The following is a 16,938-nucleotide window of genomic DNA, read 5'->3' on the forward strand; positions in this document are numbered from 1 at the left end:
CTGAAATTCATTCCAAATTGGAATTCTGGAGCTTGAGATCGTGGAACTACGTGCGTTGCGGTATTTCGTCGAAGTAGTCCGTCAACAGAGCTTCACCGTCGCCGCCGAGCAGATGTTCGTCACGCAGCCGACCATCAGCAAAATGGTCAAGTCGCTGGAAGACGAAATCGGCTCGCCGCTGCTGTTGCGCGACGGACGGCAGATGGTGCTGACCGATGCCGGGCGGATCGTCTATCAGCGCGGTCAGGACGTGCTGGCGGCGCACGCGCAGTTGCAGGCCGAACTGAACGATCTCGACACGCTCGGCCGTGGCGAGTTGACCATCGGCATTCCGCCGATGGGCGGCTCGCTGTTCACGCCGGCCATCGCCGCGTTCCGTCAGCGCTACCCAAAAATAGAACTAAAGCTGTTCGAACAGGGTTCGCGCGCGATCGAAACCGCGCTGATCCACGGCGAACTGGAGTTGGGCGGCGTGCTGCAACCGGTCGACCCGGAAAACATCGAAGTGCTGCCGATGACGCGGCAATTGCTCTGGCTGGTCGCGCGTACCGGCTCGCGCTGGGACGACCTGCACGAAGTGCCGCTCGCCGCGCTCGCCAACGAGCCCTTTGTGTTCTACGGCGAGAGCCTCGCGCTCAACGATGTCGTGCTGAATGCATGCCGCAGCGCCGGCTTTGCGCCGACCATTGTCGGACGTAGCGGGCACTGGGATTTCATGGCGGCGCTGGTGCTGGCCGGCGTCGGCATTGCGCTGTTGCCCGCGCCGTATTGCCGGCGGCTCGACGCGGCGCAGTTTACTTGCCGGCCTGTGGTGGAACCGGAAATTCCGTGGGAAATGGCGATCGGCTGGCGCCGCAACGGCTATCTGTCGCACGCGGCTCGCGCATGGCTGGAAGTGGCTCGCGAGACGCTGCCGGGTCAGGCCGGCGACGATTTCATGCTGGGACCGGGCATCGGCATGAGCGGCATTGCGGCACCTGCTCAGACGCCGCCGTCACACATGTAGCCACTGCAAACGCGGCCGCCGCCTATGCAGCAGGCCAGACGAAAACATGCCACCGGTACGAAGCGGGCGGCATGTTTTCAGGTTCACCTCAGCGGCTCACGTGGGACGTGTAACGTTAATCGCGAACGCTCAACGAACACCGTCACACGTCATTACTGCTGCGCGACAAACTCGATGCGGCGGTTGGCGAAACGGCCGCTCGCCGTGTCGTTGCTCGCAACCGGATGCGCGTCGCCGTAACCTTGCGCGACAAGCGAATCCGCCGGCACGCCGGCCTTCACGAGATACGCGCGAACCGCTTCGGCGCGCTTCTTCGACAGTTGCAGATTGGCTTGTGCGCCGCCGACATTGTCCGAATAGCCGGCCACTTCGAGCCTGGCCGTCTTGCCGTTACGCGCACAGGCGTTCAGCACCTGCGCCGACTGATTCAGATCTTCAACCGCCGAGGCCGGCACACGGGCACTGGCGCTCACGAAGTTGATCACCTGCAGATTCAGCACTTTGACGACGTCCGCCGCCGCGCACGAGCTATCCGGCGTGAGCAGGTTCTTGATCGCACCGCGGAAGTTCTCGGTTGCGTTGGCGACGGCCTGTTCGACGTTGAACGAACCGATCTGATACGACCCACCAAACAGCGACTTCAGCTTGTCGAGCCAGCCGAGTTTCGCATTTGCCGCGCTGCCGCTCAGTTCGATGCGCGCACCGTCCACTTTCACCTCCGCGCCCGGCAATGCCATCAGCGGCAGCAAGCCGTCCAGATGAGCGAGCCAGTCGGCCGGCCTCGTGTCCTGATCGACCGTGATGTTCGCGACGAAACCATCCGCGCCGAAGCGCTTCGTGAGCGCCTCGATCAGCTGGTTCTTTTCGGCTTCGCTGCCGACCGTGCTGGTAAGCGTCGGCTTGCCGGCAGCGTCAACTGTGAAGCTGAGCTGGCTGTCGCTGGTCGGCGCAGGCGCGGCGGCGGGTTGCTGCGCTTCGCTGGCGGTGCTGGCTTGAGTCGCTGAAGCCGCCGCAGCCGAGGCTGCGACCGGTGCGGACGCGGGCTGCACGGGTTGCGCGGTTGCCGCGGCTTGCTCGCCGCTGCGCTCGCTGCTTGGTTCGCTTCGTTGCCCGTCGCGTTGCTCATTATGGCAACCGCGCAGGAACAGGAACGCCAGCACCGCGGCAATCGCCGCGAGCAGCCACCACAGCCCCTTGTGAGAGCGGCGCTCTTCACGCACCACGGCGTCGGCCGGCACGCGGACGTTCGGCAAAGCCTCGGCCACCGGCCGGGCCGCAGGCGTCGGATGATCGATATGCGACGAGACAGCTTTCAGCTGCGACAGGATATTGCCGGTGAACGCGCCGAGTCCGCTCAGGCCAAGGCCAGTCATCAGACGGTCGTTCAGGTACGGCGCAATCGCCGGCAGTTGATGACCCAGCAAAGTCGGCAGTTGGCCGACGTTGCCCTGACCTTCGAGGAAATGCCGCTTCAGCAGACCCAGCAGCGTGGCGCCGACGATACCCGTCATCGCGTGCGTTGCATGCGCGGGCACGCCGGTTTGGGCGGCCACTTCATCGCTGAGCGTATCGACGCGGCGATCGAGCGCGCGCTCGAGCAACTGGCGCCCCACGCCTTCCAGCTGGCTCACGCCAGTGGTGCTGCCGATCAATTGCGGCAACTGTTCGGCGATGTGGCCGTTCACCTCAGGTGAGAGGATCGTTGCGAACAGCGAACGCGCGCCGTCGAGCGTCGCGCCCTTCTGCATCAGGCCGGCTACCAGCGCAGGGCCGGTTGTCGCAAGCACCTTCTGGGTCGCGTCCGGTGGCAGCCCGAAGCGGGCCGCCAGTTGTCGCACGACCCCGTCCGTCAACGCGGACTGAATCAGCTGAATCACATTGATACTCATCGCTTCGCTTCCTTGAGTTCCCGAACGCATCACCTGACGCGCTCTTTTTCGCGGCGCGATTATAGGTTTGGGGAAATCTCATAAACGAAGTGACACAATTTATGACGAATTAGCCGACGTTCGCCTAAATATTCTTATATTTACGGCCCAAATTAGGGCGATTGATGCGACATCAAGCCGCCACGCCGGCGACGCCAGGCGATGCCATCGCGGGCGCCGTTTGCCCCTCGCGCCGGCTCGCCGCGATCAGTTCGGCAGCACGCTCGCCGATCATCACGGTCGGCGAATTCGTGTTGCCGCCGATCAGCGTCGGCATCACGGACGCATCGACGATCCGCAGCCCCGTCACGCCGCGCACCCGCAACTGCGGATCGACCACCGATTGCGCATCGCCGCCCATCCGGCACGTCGCCACCGGGTGATAGATCGTGTCGGCATGCTCGGCGATGGTCTGCCGCAACGACTCCTCGGTCTGGCCTGAATGTGTGTACAGCTCCTTGCCGCCGTGCAGCGCCAGCGAGGGCGCGTCGAGAATGCGCCGCGCCATCTGCGCGCCTTCCACCAGTAGATCGAGATCGCGTGAGTCGCTGAAAAACCGCGGGTCGATCACCGGCGCGGTGCGCGCGTCGGCACTCGCGAGCGTCACCGTGCCGCGGCTATACGGCCGCAACACGCACACGTGCAGCGAATAGCCGTGGCCCCAGTGCATATGGCGGTTATGGTCGTCGACAATCGCCGCGCAGAAATGAAGTTGCAGGTCTGGGCGATCGAGCGTCGGGCGGCTCTTCAGGAAACCGCCGGCTTCGGCGACGTTGCTCGACAGCATGCCGGTTCCATGCCGCATGAAGGTCACAAATTGCGGCAGCATCCGCGCGATGCCGCGAATCGAAAAGCCGGTCGGTTCAATCGACGACACCCGCTTGTTGATCGTGAAGTCGACGTGGTCGATCAGGTTCTGCCCGACCTCAGGCGCGTCATGCAGTACGGTTATGCCAAGCGATTGCAGATGCGCCGCCGGGCCGATCCCCGAACACATCAGCAATTGAGGTGAATTGAAGGCACCCGCCGCCAGCACGACTTCGGCTCGCGCTTCCAGTGTTTCCGTGCGGCCGCCTCGCACGATTTCTACGCCGCTTGCGCGTTTGCCGTCGAAAGTGACGCGCAGCACTGTCGCATCGGCGATGGTATGGAGATTGGGGCGCTCACGATCGTAGACATAGGCGCGCGCGACGCTGCAGCGTCGTCCGTCGCGCTGCGTCACCTGATAGAAACCCACCCCTTCCTGATCCGCGCCGTTGAAGTCGCTATTCGGTTTGTAACCGGCCTCCATCGCGGCCTGCACGAAACGCTTCGAAAACGGATTGCGGTAACGCAGATCGGACACCGTCAACGGACCGTCGGCGCCGTGCCACGCATCGCCGCCACGCTCGTTGCCCTCGGCGCGGCGGAAATACGGCAGCACCTCGGCCCACGACCAGCCTTCGCAGCCGAGTTGCGCCCATTCGTCGTAATCGAGCGGATGGCCGCGCGTATAGATCATCGCGTTGATCGCGCTCGACCCGCCAAAGCCGCGCCCGCGCGGCTGATAGCCCTGACGGCCGGCGAGCCCCGGCTGGGGCGTCGTCAGATAGCCGTAGTTGGTCTTGAGTTTGTGCGGCACGACGGCCGCCACGCCCACCGGCATGTTCACGAACAGATTGCGGTCCGTATGCGGGCCGGCTTCGATCAGGGCGATCGTGGCGTCCGGGCAGCTGTCCGCCAGACGGCTCGCGAGCGAACAGCCGCCCGAGCCCGCACCGACGATGATGTAGTCGTATTGCATCCGCGCCTCCTGTTGGGGCCGCATTGCTGGCGGCTCCTGTCTCGTGCACACTTGTCTACGTGTGTTTCATCGGCATTGTAGGGAGCGTTCGGGCGCGACGGCGGGTTCGTGTCAGAGCGATCCCTCTAAACGAAAGGCCGCCCGCGACCCTATGATGAAAGACGCGCATGCGCCCGCCAGGCAGCTGCGCACGGCATTCAAACACGGCGCCCCGCGCGCCGTCCTCTGAGCGTGCGGCACGACACGCCGCGATAAAACAGCCCGCTGTCGCAGAGCGACGGCGCGCATCCGGTGAACGGAGACAGCAGATGGAACGGCATAGCTTCGGCCCCACCCACGACGTGACAAATCAGGCCCCTCCGCTCGCGGACTACAACCTGTTTTCGAGCGACGTGGCGTTGTCCGCCGCCCTCGAACGCGATGGGGCCGCGTGGCATCGCGAGGCGTTGCAGCGGCACGGCGCGGCACTCACCACATCCGAGACACTCGCGCTCGCCGAACTGGCCAACCGCCACACACCCGAACTGTTCACGCACAGCCCACGTGGCGAACGCATCGACGTGCTCGAGTTTCATCCTTCGTGGCATACGCTGCTGTCGCTGTTGCGTCGTGAAGGCCTGCATGCGCTGCCGTTTTCGGATCCACAACCCGGCGCGATGGTCGCACGCTGCGCCGGCTACTTCCTGCATGCCCAACTCGAATCAGGCTCGCTCTGCCCGCTGACGATGACCTTCGCCAGCATCCCCGTTCTGCAACGCGAACCCGCGTTGTTCGACACGTTGCGCGACAAGCTCTACGCCCGCGAACACGATCCCCGCGACGTGCCGCTCACGCAGAAAAATTCGGCGATGATCGGCATGGGGATGACCGAAAAACAGGGCGGCTCGGACGTGCGCAGCAACCAGACCCGTGCCTACGCCACCCGCGGTAGCGGCCGTGGCGCCGAATACCGCCTGGTCGGCCACAAATGGTTTTTCTCCGCGCCGCAATGCGACGCGCATCTGGTGCTCGCCCGCACCGACGATCACGAAGGGCTCTCCTGCTTCTTCGTGCCGCGCTTCGCGCCGGACGGCAGCAAGAACGCAGTGCAGATCCAGCGTCTGAAAGACAAACTCGGCAACCGTTCGAATGCCAGCAGCGAGGTCGAATTCTTCGATGCGTTCGGCATCATGATTGGCGACGAAGGCCGCGGCGTGCCGACCATCATCGAAATGGCGAACTACACGCGGCTCGATTGCGTGATCGGCAGCGCGGCGTTGATGCGCGCGGCGCTGGTGCAGGCAATTCACCATGCGCGGCATCGCAGCGCCTTCGGGCGGCATCTGGCCGATCAGCCGCTGATGCGTAACGTGCTCGCCGACCTGGCATTGGAATCGGAAGCCGCGACAGTCCTGTTCATGCGGCTCGCGCGCGCTTTCGAAGCGTCGGCGGAGGCGTCGTCGGCCGCGCCCGCCGAGCGCGCATGGCGCCGGATCGTCACGCCGGCCGCGAAATACTGGGTCTGCAAGCGCGCGCTGGAATTCACCGGCGAGGCAATGGAAGTATGGGGCGGCAACGGCTACGTCGAAACCGGCCCGATGGCGCGCTTCTATCGTGAAGCACCCGTGAATTCGATCTGGGAAGGCTCGGGCAACGTGATGTGTCTCGACGTGCTGCGCGCCATGGAGCGCGAGCCCGACGCGGCGCAAGCCCTGTTCGCCGCGTGGCAAGCGGATGCGCACGGTCACCCCGCTTTGAGCGCCGCACTCGGCAAGCTCGCGACCACGCTCAGCGGCCCCGCCGAACATCGCGAAGGCTCCGCGCGACGGATCGCGCAGCAGATCGTGCTGATCGCGCAAGCCACCTTGCTGCTCAAGCATGCGCCGGCGGAAGTCGCCGAGGCTTTCATCGCAACACGTCTCGGCGATGGCTGCGGCGAGAGCGGCCGTGTGTACGGCACGCTGCCGGTGACGTTCGACCACGCGGCAATCATCGCAAGGGCATTTCCCGCCTGAAGCGAAGCGGACCGCCCGGCACTAAATCGACAACACATCAATAAGCGCGACTCAACGCGCACCGTTATCCATCAGGGAGTGGACATCCATGAAGAACGATTTACCCGAAGTCGCCGCGCTCGAAGCGCTGCTACGCGATCAACGTCATGCGTATTTGCGCGCGCCGTATCCGTCGTGGGAAACCCGTGCGGGACATCTGAAAGCGCTGCGCAAAGTCATGCTCGACAATCGCGATGCACTAGCCGACGCGATGAGTGCCGACTTCGGCAATCGCGCGAAACAGGAAGTGCTGCTCGCGGAATTCCTGCTGGTGAAAGAGGAAATCGACGCCGCGCTCAAACACGGCAAACGCTGGATGAAAGCGCAACGCCGCAGCACCAGCAAATGGCTGATGCCGGCGCGCGCGAAAGTCGTGCCGCAGCCGCTCGGCGTGATCGGCATCATCGTGCCGTGGAACTATCCGGTGCTGCTCGCCGCCGGTCCGCTGATCAGCGCACTGACGGCCGGCAATCGCGCCATCATCAAGATGTCCGAATTGACGCCGCGCACCTCGGCGCTGTTCGAGCAACTGATCGGCCAGACCTTCGCTCGCGAACACGTCGCCGTGGTGAACGGCGACGCCGCATTCGCCGCCGCGTTCAGCTCGCAACCGTTCGACCACCTGCTGTTCACCGGTTCGACCAAAATCGGCCATGAAGTGATGCGCGCCGCCGCAGAACATCTGACACCGGTCACGCTCGAACTCGGCGGCAAATCGCCGGCCATCATCGGTCAGCACGCGCGCTTCGACAACGCGGTGGACAACCTCATCGCCGGTAAAACGCTCAACGCGGGCCAGACCTGCGTCGCGCCGGACTATGTGCTGGTGCCGCGTGGCAAGGAGCAGGCGTTCATTGAACGGGCGCGCACGCGAATGGCGAAGGTGTACCCCGATTTCGCGCACAATCTCGACTACACATCGATCATTTCAGAGCGGCACTTTGCGCGCTTGCAGCGCCTTGCCGACGAAGCACAGGCCGCCGGCGCGCAACTGCACACGCTCACCGACAGCACCCCGGACGAGGCAAGCCGCCGCTTCCCGCTGATCGCCGTCACGAATGCCCCGGATGAAAGCGCGCTGATGCAGGAGGAAATCTTCGGCCCGCTGCTGCCGATCGTCTCGTACGACACGCTCGACGACGCGATCGCGTGGATCAACGCGCGTCCGCGTCCGCTCGCGCTGTATCTCTACGCCGACGACAGCGCGACGATCGAACGCGTCACACGCGACACCATCGCGGGCGGCATGGCGATCAACGAAACGCTCATGCATCTGGCGTGCGAAAGCCTGCCGTTTGGCGGCGTCGGTGCAAGCGGGATGGGGGCGTATCACGGTTACGAAGGCTTCGTGAACTTCTCGAAGATGAAGCCGGTGCTGACGCAAGCGCGCCTGAATGCGCGCGGCTGGATCTCGCCGCCGTACGGCAAGCGGGTGAACGCGCTGCTGAAGTTGATGCTGCGGTTTTGATAGGCCGGCTATCCGGGCGACGGGCGGCCGGGGCCGGCTATCCGGGCGACGGGCGGCCGAGGCCGGCCATCCGGGGGCCGGTCTCAGCCCCGCGGCCTGCGCCTCAGCGCCTGGACGCTCCGCCAGAAACATCCGCTATGTCCGTCGCGACCACATCGGTCACGTCATGCACGGCAGCGGCTCCACCTTCGGGTTCATTCTCGGCACCGCTTTCCAGCCGATGCAGCCAGGCGAGCAACTCCGCCACCGCCTGATAAAGCTGCGGCGGAATCCGCGTATCGAGATCGACCTGCATCAGCAACGAGACCATTTCCGGCGCCTCGTGCACATATAGACCGGCCTCCTTGGCGCGCTGCACGATCATCTCGGCCAGCATGCCGTAGCCTTTGGCGACGACGCGCGGCGCGGGATCGTTGCCTTGTGCGTCGTAGACGAGCGCGGCCGCGCTGCGGCGATGTTTGCGGCTCATCACATATCCCAATCGAAATCGTCGAGCGGCGCGGCGGACGAGCGGCCAACACGCCCCGCGCGATGCCCCGCCGACGCCTTGTCAGCCGCCGAGGCCGCAGATGCCACCGACGCCGAGCGCGCATACGCAGACGCCGCCGCCTGTCCTGCGGCCGCGGCGCCTGCCGCGGTAGCCGGCATGCCGCCGCCGATCTCGCGAATCGTCAGTCCATGCAATTCGATGCCTGCCGCAGCGAGCCGTTGACGAAAATCCTCACCCTGCATGGACAATCGCGCCGCGCCAACCGGACTCGCCTGCACGCGCGCGACCAGCCGCGAGCCGGTCAGCGTCAGGTCGGCATCGACGGTACCGAGCGTCGGCAGCGACAGCGTCAGCCGCGTGCGCCACGGTTGATCGTCCTCGCTCGCCATGCCGCCGCCGCTGCGATCCCACTCATCGCCTTCCTGCTCGATGGTCCAGTCGAGCTTGGCGCCCGGCCATGCTTCGCCGGTCCAGCGGAATTGTCCGGTAGCGAGCAGATCGAGTTGCTGGCGCACCAACGGCACGGTCGCGGGATGAACCGCGGCTGCCATCGATTGTGTGTTTTGCGACGACCCGCCGTCGTCCAGCGGCGTCGCGGCACCGCGTAAGCTCGAATGCGCCGGCTGGCCGTTCAGGTCGGACAGCGAGCTCGCCAGCACTTCGCCCGCTACGAAACGCGCGGCCTGCGCGGTCTGGATCGACGGCATCCGGCCTGCCGCGTTGCCGTCCGGCGCACCGTTGGCCGGGCCGTTGGGCGCACCGCCCGTGCCCTGCCGGGGTGCCGCATTGGAAGACGGAGCCTGCTCGGCGTCGCTCGCCCAGTTGAGCGGCAGTTGCGCGGCGGCGGCCACCAGCTTGTTTTGCGCTTCGCCGGCCAGGGCGGCCGGCGTGCTTTGGCCGGCCAGCCATTGTGCGAGATGGGATTCGTAAAACAGGCCGCTTTCGCCGACCGTCTGTTCGAGCGCGGCGGCGAGCGCGGCGACCGGCACCTGGGCCGCCGCGACATTGGCGGTGGCCGCGGTACCGGCAGTATTCGGATTCGCGGAGGAAGCAGCGGACGGAGCAGCCGTATCGAAGAGCGGCAAGCCACCAGCCTCGATATCGAGCGCCGGAGCGGCCGGCCAGATCGGCGCCTGGCCGAGCACGGCCGGCGTCGCCTCGCCGCCAGAGTTCACGATCGCATTGAGCGTCAGCGCGACGGCGGACAGCGCGGTCTGGGCGGAAGCCGGTGGGGCCGCGGGAGGCGCGACAGGGGTGGTATTGAGAACTTCGGTATCGACGCCCGCAGCGCCAGTCTGCGAGGCCGTCGCACTGCCCGGCGCGAGATTGAGCAGACTGTCGACCCGGTTCGCGAGCAGCGAACTGACGACCGTGTCGATTCCGTTCATACCGATTCCTTGGTCACATTGGCAGCGGCACGCTCAAATATAGTCGGACAGACTCAGGCAGCGTGTTGCCCGCGGGCACACTCAGCGCGCCCCGTACAATTCCTTGAGCACACGAGTGGGCCGTCCGGCGAACAACGCCGACAGATTGGCCATGCGCGGATTCGCCAGATCGCGGATCGCCGCGTCGTCGGCCAGAATCTGACGGATCAGCGTGTACTTGCGCAGACGCTCCGCATCGTCCAGCCTGACGCCGGTTTCCGCGTCTTTCAGCGCGTCAACCAGACTCCGATATTCCTCCTGCAAATGGACCAGATCGCTCCACAGGGCCCGCCGGGCAGCTGTCAGCATGCGGCGGGAAATCGCTGCAATCGCCTCGTAGCGGGCGAAATATTCTGCGTTCGATGTCATCTCATGCTTTCCGCGGCCGGCTGGGCTGCCATCCGCGCGATCTCCGGGGCGATCCCGATCCATGCCTCTTCGAGTGTCGCCAGCAGGCCATCGACCTCGACCAGCATCGCCTCGCTCTGTTTTATGTTGGCTTCGAGCAACCGGCGCGACATATAGGTATATAGCGCGTCCAACCGCTCTGCAATCTCGCCGCCCACCTCAAGGTTCAGCGATAGTTGCAGCCCGCTTTCGACGATCTGAATCGCCTTGCCGATCGCCTCACCACGAGCCGGCACATTGCCTTGCTGCACATGCATGCGCGCTTGCGCGATCGCCTGCCGGGCGCCCTGATACAACATCACGATCAGACGATGCGGACTCGCGCCCATCACCCCTGTCTCGACGCCGACGCGCGCATACGCGTTGGCTCCAGAGTGTCCTGGGGAAAACATCGGCGCTCCTCCTCTCTTGCACTGCGGTTGGTCGTGGCTCCCCATCCGGGCACGTTGCCGCGCCCAGGACTTCTGCCTATACCTGGTTATCGGATAGGCAACGGGAAAGCTTTAGGCCGGTGTAAGGAGGATTAAGGGGCCGATCGCGGCGACATCGTGCTGAACGCGGCAAGGCCGCCCGCCACGAGGCGCCTCGCGGGCGCGCCGAGCCGACTGTCCTGCCGTGCAAGCGCACAGCGTTGCATCCGGGGCACAGGCATTCGGGCGGGCGGAACAGCCCTGCCGCCCGAGTCGCACTTACACCGACATCTGCATGATGTCGTTATAGGCCGACACCAGTTTGTTGCGCACCTGCAGCCCGAACTGGAAGCCGACGTTGGCCTTCTGCATATCGACCATCACGTCGTTCAGCGAGACGTTGGACGCGCCGAGTTCGAACGCCTGCGATTCGCCGATCGCCTTGGTCTGATCGCCGCTGATCTTGTCCAATGACGCCTTCAGCGCCGAGGCGAACCCGCCGGCCGTAGCCGCGCCGGACTGGTCGGCCACCGGGCTGCTGCTGCCGGTCGCTTGCGCCGCCATCGACTGCATCTGTTGCAGTGCCGACGTGAGCGCGTTTACGGGCAAAGTCATGTTCTCTCCAGGGAATGACGACCGGCATGCCGGAAACCGTACCGATCTGGACGAAAGCATAGCAGCGGGTCCTCAGGGAAAGCCCCGAAACTAGGGGGGAAACCCGGCTCTATTCAAGCAATCGGGTTGAGCGGCGCTGCGGATAATTTCAATCGTGAAAGTCTCTGTCCGTACGCCCGCCGACCCTCGGTGCGCTCAGGCGGCAGAACGCAAAGGCATCCCGGAGATACCCGACGCATGGATTCGTCAGCCAACTCTTTGATCAACCCCGACGCCCGCATGGGTCTCGCCGGCGCGCAGCCGGGCGCCGGTGCTGCCGGCGCCGGCCAGGCCGGCGGCGCCGCGGACCTCGGCGGCCTGGGGAGCAACCTGGGCGGCAACTTCGGCCAGCGTCTGTCGGGTCTCGCGCAAATGCGCGGCAACCCGCGCGCCCCGCTGATTTTCGCGGTCGCGTTGCTGGTCGCCATCGTCGCGGGCCTGTTCCTGTGGTCGCGCGCGCCGGACTACAAGGTGCTCTACAGCAACCTGTCGGACCGTGACGGCGGCGCCATCATCACCGCGCTGCAGGCGGCCAACATCCCCTACAAGTTCACCGACGCCGGTGGCGCGATCCTCGTGCCGTCCGAGCAGGTGCACGAAATGCGTCTGCGTCTGGCAGCGCAAGGCCTGCCCAAAAGCGGCTCGGTCGGCTTCGAATTGATGGACAACCAGAAGTTCGGCATCAGCCAGTTCGCCGAGCAGATCAATTACCAACGCGCGCTGGAAGGTGAACTCGAACGCACGATCGAGTCGATTTCATCGGTGAAGTCGGCGCGCGTGCATCTGGCCATTCCGAAGCCTTCGGTGTTCGTGCGCGACAAGGAAGCGCCGTCGGCTTCCGTGCTGGTCAACCTGTACCCGGGCCGCGCGCTCGACGAAGGCCAGGTGCTCGCGATCACCCACATGGTGTCATCGGCGGTGCCGGATATGCCGGTAAAGGGCGTGACCATCCTCGACCAGGACGGCAACCTGCTGACGCAGCCCTCCACCGGCAGCGGTCTGGACGCCTCGCAACTCAAGTACCGCCAGCAGATCGAGCGCAGCACCCAGCAACGCATCGACGCGATCCTCTCACCCCTGTTCGGCTCCGGCAACGCGCACTCGCAGGTCAGCGCCGACATCGACTTCTCGCGCAGCGAGCAGACTTCGGAAAACTACGGCCCGAACGGCAGCCCGCAGCAGGCGGCGATCCGCAGCCAGCAAACCAGCACCGCAACCGAAATGTCCCAGGCCGGGGCGTCGGGCGTGCCGGGCGCGCTGTCGAACCAGCCGCCGCAACCGGCGTCCGCGCCGATCACCGCGGGCAACGGCGCAAGCGGCGTGACCACCACGCCGGTCAGCGACCGCAAGGATTCGACCACCAACTACGAACTCAACAAAACCGTGCAGCATCTGGAGCAGCCGATGGGCGGCATCAAGCGTCTGTCGGTGGCGGTGGTGGTCAACTATCTGCGGGTGGTCGACGCCAAGGGCCACGCGACCATGCAACCGGTCACCGCCGACAAGCTCGCGCAAGTCAATCAACTGGTGAAGGACGCGATGGGTTTCGACGCCGCGCGCGGCGACTCGGTCAACGTGGTCAACAGCCCGTTCACCGCCGATATCGATCCGAATGCCGACCTGCCGTGGTGGCGCACGCCGGACATGATCGCGCTCGCCAAGCAGCTCGCAACCTACCTCGGCATTGGCGCGGTCGCCCTGTTCCTGTACTTCGTGATGGTGAAGCCGGCGCTGCGCCGCGCCTTCCCGCCGCCGGAACCGCTCACTGCCACCGCGGCGCTGCCGTCGCCGGACGAGCCGATCCTGCTGGACGGCATTCCGGCCGCCGAACGCGCCAACGCCATCACCGAAATGGAAAGCGACAGCGAGCTGCTGGCGTTCGAAAACGAGAAACACAAATACGAACGGAATCTGGAATTCGCGCGCAACATTGCCCGCCAGGATCCGAAGATCGTCGCAACCGTCGTGAAAAATTGGGTGTCCGATGAGCGCTGAAGGCGTAATGAAGAGCGCGCTCCTGCTGATGTCGATCGGCGAGGAAGAAGCCGCGCAGGTATTCAAATTTCTCGGACCGCGTGAGGTCCAGAAGATCGGCGTGGCGATGGCCGCGCTGAAGAACATCACGCGCGAGCAGATCGACGAAGTCCTGCAGGAGTTCGTACGCGAGGCCGAGAAGCACACCGCCCTCTCGCTCGATTCGAGCGACTACATCCGTTCGGTGCTGACCAAGGCGCTCGGCGACGACAAGGCCGGCGCGATCATCGACCGGATTCTGCAGGGCAGCGATACCAGCGGGATCGAAGGCCTCAAGTGGATGGACTCCGCGGCGGTGGCCGAGCTCATCAAGAACGAACACCCGCAGATCATCGCGACCATTCTGGTTCACCTGGACCGCGATCAGGCTTCGGAAATCGTCGCCTGCTTTACCGAGCGTCTGCGTAACGACGTGCTGCTGCGGATCGCCACGCTTGACGGCATCCAGCCGGCCGCACTGCGCGAACTCGACGATGTGCTGACGGGCCTGCTGTCCGGCAGCGACAACCTGAAGCGCAGCCCGATGGGCGGCATTCGCACGGCGGCCGAAATTCTCAACTTCATGTCGAGCAACCATGAAGAAGGTGTCATCGAGAACGTTCGCCAATACGACGCGGAACTCGCGCAGAAGATCATCGATCAGATGTTTGTGTTCGAGAACCTGCTCGATCTCGAGGACCGTGCGATCCAGTTGCTGCTGAAGGAAGTCGAGTCCGAGGCGTTGATCATCTCGCTGAAGGGCGCGCCGCCCGCATTGCGCCAGAAGTTCCTGTCGAACATGTCGCAGCGTGCTGCCGAACTGCTCGCCGAAGACCTCGATTCGCGCGGCCCGGTGCGCGTCTCCGAAGTCGAGACGCAGCAGCGCCGCATCCTGCAAATCGTGCGCAATCTGGCGGAAAGCGGCCAGATCGTGCTAGGCGGCAAGGCGGAAGATGCGTATGTCTGATCAGAAGTCCTCGGCGAAGGAAAGCCTCTCGGCCTACCAGCGCTGGGAGATGGCTTCGTTCGACCCGGTGCCGCCGGCACCGCCCGAACCCGAAGTCGACGACGGCGCGTTCGAAGCCGAACTCGAGCGGGTGCGCGACGCCGCCCATGCGCAGGGCATCGCAACCGGTCACGTGGCCGGGCAGGCGCTTGGTTATCAAGCCGGCTACGAGCAGGGGCATGCGCAAGGTTTCGAGCAGGGCCAGAGCGAAGCGCGCGAAGAAGCGGCGCGTCTGGCCGCGCTGGCCGAGACCTTCAAGGTGGCGCTCGACGGTGCGCAAGGCGCAATTTCGGAGACGCTGGTCGCGCTGGCGCTGGACATCGCCCAGCAGGTGGTGCGCCAGCACGTGCAGCACGATCCGACCGCGCTGATTGCCGCCGCCCGCGAGGTGCTGGCCACCGAACCGGCGCTGGTCGGCGCGCCCGCGTTGATTGTCAGCCCTGCCGACCTGCCGGTCGTCGAGGCCTATCTGATGGAAGAATTGCAAACGCGCGGCTGGACCGTGCGGACCGATCCGGCGGTCGAGCGCGGTGGCTGCCGCGCCCAGGCCGGCACCGGTGAAGTGGATGCCGGCATCGATACGCGCTGGGAGCGCGTCGCCGCCGCCCTCGGCAAGGTGAGCACATGGTGAAGCCGACGCTCGAAGAAATCCGCGCCAGCGATCTGACGCCGCTCGAACGCGAACTGGCGCTGGCGTCGTTCGGCGCCGAGGCATTGGCGGATGCACCGGCTGCGCTGACGCCCGCTGCGGCCGCCGTCGCGGCTATTGAAGCGGCCTTGCGTGAGCCTGGCCACGGTCATCCGGGCGCGGCGCAGTTGCAGATGGATACGGCGCCGAGCCGCGAATCCGCTGCCGCAGATGCCACTTCAGATGCCACTTCTTCGAGTTCCGCTTCATCCCACCCCGCCCCATACGATCCCGCACTCGACAGCAACCCGCACATGCAAGCCTGGCGTGGCCGTCTCGACGCACTGCGCGAGCGCAACGCGATCGCCAAACCGATGCGAGCCTGCGGACGTTTGACCCGCGCAGCCGGCCTGGTGCTCGAAGCGGTTGGCTTGCGGCTGTCGGTGGGCGCTGAAGTGATGATCGAACTGCCGCGCGGCAGTTCGCTGCCGATGGCCGAAGCCGAAGTGGTCGGCTTCTCCGGCGACAAGCTGTTTCTGATGCCGACCACCGAGGTGATCGGCCTCTTGCCTGGCGCGCGCGTGTACCCGCTCGAAAGCGCGCCGATCGCCGATCCAATGGCGGGCGCCAAGCGCCTGCCGGTCGGCTGGGAGCTGCTCGGCCGCGTGCTGGACGCGTCCGGCCGCCCGCTCGACGGGCTCGGCCCGCTCGGCGCGCATGCCGATGCGCCGCTGTCGGCGCCTGTCATCAACCCGCTGAACCGCGAGCCGATTCACAAGGTGCTCGACGTCGGCGTGCGCGCGATCAACGCGCTGCTGACCGTGGGCCGCGGCCAGCGCATGGGCCTGTTCGCCGGTTCAGGTGTCGGTAAATCGGTGCTGCTCGGCACGATGGCGCGCTACACCAGCGCCGAGGTGATCGTGATCGGCCTGATCGGCGAACGCGGCCGTGAAGTGAAGGAGTTCATCGAACAGATTCTCGGTGAGGAAGGCCTGGCGCGCTCGGTCGTCATCGCCGCGCCGGCCGACGTCTCGCCGCTCCTGCGGATGCAGGCCGCGTCGTACTCGACCTCGCTCGCCGAATATTTTCGCGATCAGGGCAAGCACGTGCTGCTGCTGATGGATTCGTTGACCCGCTATGCGATGGCGCAGCGCGAGATCGCGCTCGCCGTGGGCGAGCCGCCTGCCACCAAGGGCTATCCGCCTTCGGTGTTCGCCAAGCTGCCGGCGCTCGTCGAACGTACCGGCAACGGCCCGGCGGGCGGCGGATCGATCACCGCGTTCTACACCGTGCTGACCGAAGGCGACGACCAGCAGGATCCGATCGCCGACTCCGCGCGCGCGATTCTGGACGGCCACATCGTGCTGTCGCGCTCGCTCGCCGAGGCCGGCCACTATCCGGCAATCGACATCGAAGCGTCGATTAGCCGGGCAATGACCGCACTGATCGACGATAACCATCTTGAGAAAACGCGTATGTTCAAGCAGATGCTGTCGCGCTACCAGCGCAACCGCGATCTGATCAACGTCGGCGCCTATTCGAGCGGGCGCGACGCGCTACTCGACCGTGCGATTGCGTTGTACCCTCGGATGGAAGCATTTTTGCAGCAAGGTTTCCGCGAATGTGCGAACTTTGAACCGAGTCTCGACATGCTGGACGCTCTGTTTGCCCAAGGAGGCTGACG

14 protein-coding genes are annotated in these 16,938 nt (G+C 65.3%); 7 read left to right on the forward strand and 7 right to left on the reverse strand.

Annotation, left to right across the window (positions count from 1 at the left end):
* Window positions 1-40: 40 nt before the first annotated feature.
* The gene (locus GH665_RS20235) at window positions 41-1,006 is read left to right on the forward strand and encodes a LysR family transcriptional regulator (protein WP_153137804.1); all 966 of its coding nucleotides are present in this window, start codon (window positions 41-43) and stop codon (window positions 1,004-1,006) included.
* 152 nt (window positions 1,007-1,158) lie between these two features.
* Here the strand turns inward: GH665_RS20235 and GH665_RS20240 are convergent, their stop codons facing one another.
* Window positions 1,159-2,895 carry an OmpA family protein gene (locus GH665_RS20240; protein ID WP_153137806.1) on the reverse strand — a complete coding sequence of 579 codons (1,737 nt, stop codon included), beginning with the start codon at window positions 2,893-2,895 and terminating at the stop codon, window positions 1,159-1,161.
* Window positions 2,896-3,067: 172 nt separating this feature from the next.
* On the reverse strand, window positions 3,068-4,717 hold the full coding sequence (locus GH665_RS20245) for a GMC family oxidoreductase (RefSeq protein WP_153138602.1): 1,650 nt from the start codon (window positions 4,715-4,717) through the stop codon (window positions 3,068-3,070).
* Window positions 4,718-5,025: 308 nt separating this feature from the next.
* Here GH665_RS20245 and GH665_RS20250 point away from each other — a divergent pair, with 308 nt between their 5' ends.
* Together GH665_RS20250 and GH665_RS20255 are read left to right on the forward strand one after the other, a co-directional pair.
* A complete protein-coding gene (locus GH665_RS20250; protein WP_153137808.1) occupies window positions 5,026-6,711 on the forward strand; it encodes an isovaleryl-CoA dehydrogenase in 1,686 nt (561 codons plus the stop codon).
* 88 nt (window positions 6,712-6,799) lie between these two features.
* Complete coding sequence (locus tag GH665_RS20255) at window positions 6,800-8,218, forward strand: coniferyl aldehyde dehydrogenase (protein WP_153137810.1); 1,419 nt, start codon at window positions 6,800-6,802, stop codon at window positions 8,216-8,218.
* Window positions 8,219-8,321: 103 nt separating this feature from the next.
* Here GH665_RS20255 and GH665_RS20260 read toward each other — a convergent pair whose 3' ends face one another.
* The 5 genes from GH665_RS20260 to fliE all read right to left on the reverse strand — a co-directional run bounded on the left by GH665_RS20260 (window position 8,322) and on the right by fliE (window position 11,568).
* Complete coding sequence (locus tag GH665_RS20260) at window positions 8,322-8,687, reverse strand: EscU/YscU/HrcU family type III secretion system export apparatus switch protein (protein ID WP_153137812.1); 366 nt, start codon at window positions 8,685-8,687, stop codon at window positions 8,322-8,324.
* Window positions 8,687-10,096: a flagellar hook-length control protein FliK gene (gene fliK / locus GH665_RS20265; protein WP_153137814.1), complete on the reverse strand. Its 1,410-nt coding sequence runs from the start codon at window positions 10,094-10,096 to the stop codon at window positions 8,687-8,689. Before fliK ends, GH665_RS20260 begins: the two co-directional genes overlap by 1 nt.
* 81 nt (window positions 10,097-10,177) lie before the next feature.
* A complete protein-coding gene (locus tag GH665_RS20270) occupies window positions 10,178-10,504 on the reverse strand; it encodes a flagellar protein FliT (protein WP_153137816.1) in 327 nt (108 codons plus the stop codon).
* Window positions 10,501-10,935: a flagellar export chaperone FliS gene (gene fliS / locus GH665_RS20275; RefSeq protein ID WP_028198532.1), complete on the reverse strand. Its 435-nt coding sequence runs from the start codon at window positions 10,933-10,935 to the stop codon at window positions 10,501-10,503. The genes GH665_RS20270 and fliS overlap by 4 nt, the downstream gene beginning before the upstream one ends.
* 297 nt (window positions 10,936-11,232) lie before the next feature.
* On the reverse strand, window positions 11,233-11,568 hold the full coding sequence (gene fliE, locus GH665_RS20280; RefSeq protein ID WP_153137818.1) for a flagellar hook-basal body complex protein FliE: 336 nt from the start codon (window positions 11,566-11,568) through the stop codon (window positions 11,233-11,235).
* A gap of 237 nt (window positions 11,569-11,805) precedes the next feature.
* Here fliE and fliF point away from each other — a divergent pair, with 237 nt between their 5' ends.
* Genes fliF through fliI form a run of 4 tightly spaced genes read left to right on the forward strand, consistent with a single transcriptional unit; the run spans window position 11,806 to window position 16,936 of the window.
* Window positions 11,806-13,602, forward strand: coding sequence for a flagellar basal-body MS-ring/collar protein FliF (gene fliF / locus GH665_RS20285; protein WP_153137821.1), 1,797 nt, complete (start codon window positions 11,806-11,808; stop codon window positions 13,600-13,602).
* Window positions 13,592-14,587, forward strand: a complete 996-nt coding sequence (gene fliG, locus GH665_RS20290) for a flagellar motor switch protein FliG (protein ID WP_120346503.1) — start codon at window positions 13,592-13,594, stop codon at window positions 14,585-14,587. The genes fliF and fliG overlap by 11 nt, the downstream gene beginning before the upstream one ends.
* Entirely contained in the window at window positions 14,574-15,257 is a 684-nt protein-coding gene (fliH, locus tag GH665_RS20295; RefSeq protein ID WP_174771730.1) for a flagellar assembly protein FliH, read from the forward strand. Before fliG ends, fliH begins: the two co-directional genes overlap by 14 nt.
* Entirely contained in the window at window positions 15,251-16,936 is a 1,686-nt protein-coding gene (fliI, locus tag GH665_RS20300) for a flagellar protein export ATPase FliI (RefSeq protein ID WP_153137824.1), read from the forward strand. The genes fliH and fliI overlap by 7 nt, the downstream gene beginning before the upstream one ends.
* The last annotated feature ends 2 nt before the right edge of the window (window positions 16,937-16,938 follow it).

Source organism: Paraburkholderia agricolaris (assembly GCF_009455635.1).
GTDB lineage: Bacteria > Pseudomonadota > Gammaproteobacteria > Burkholderiales > Burkholderiaceae > Paraburkholderia > Paraburkholderia agricolaris.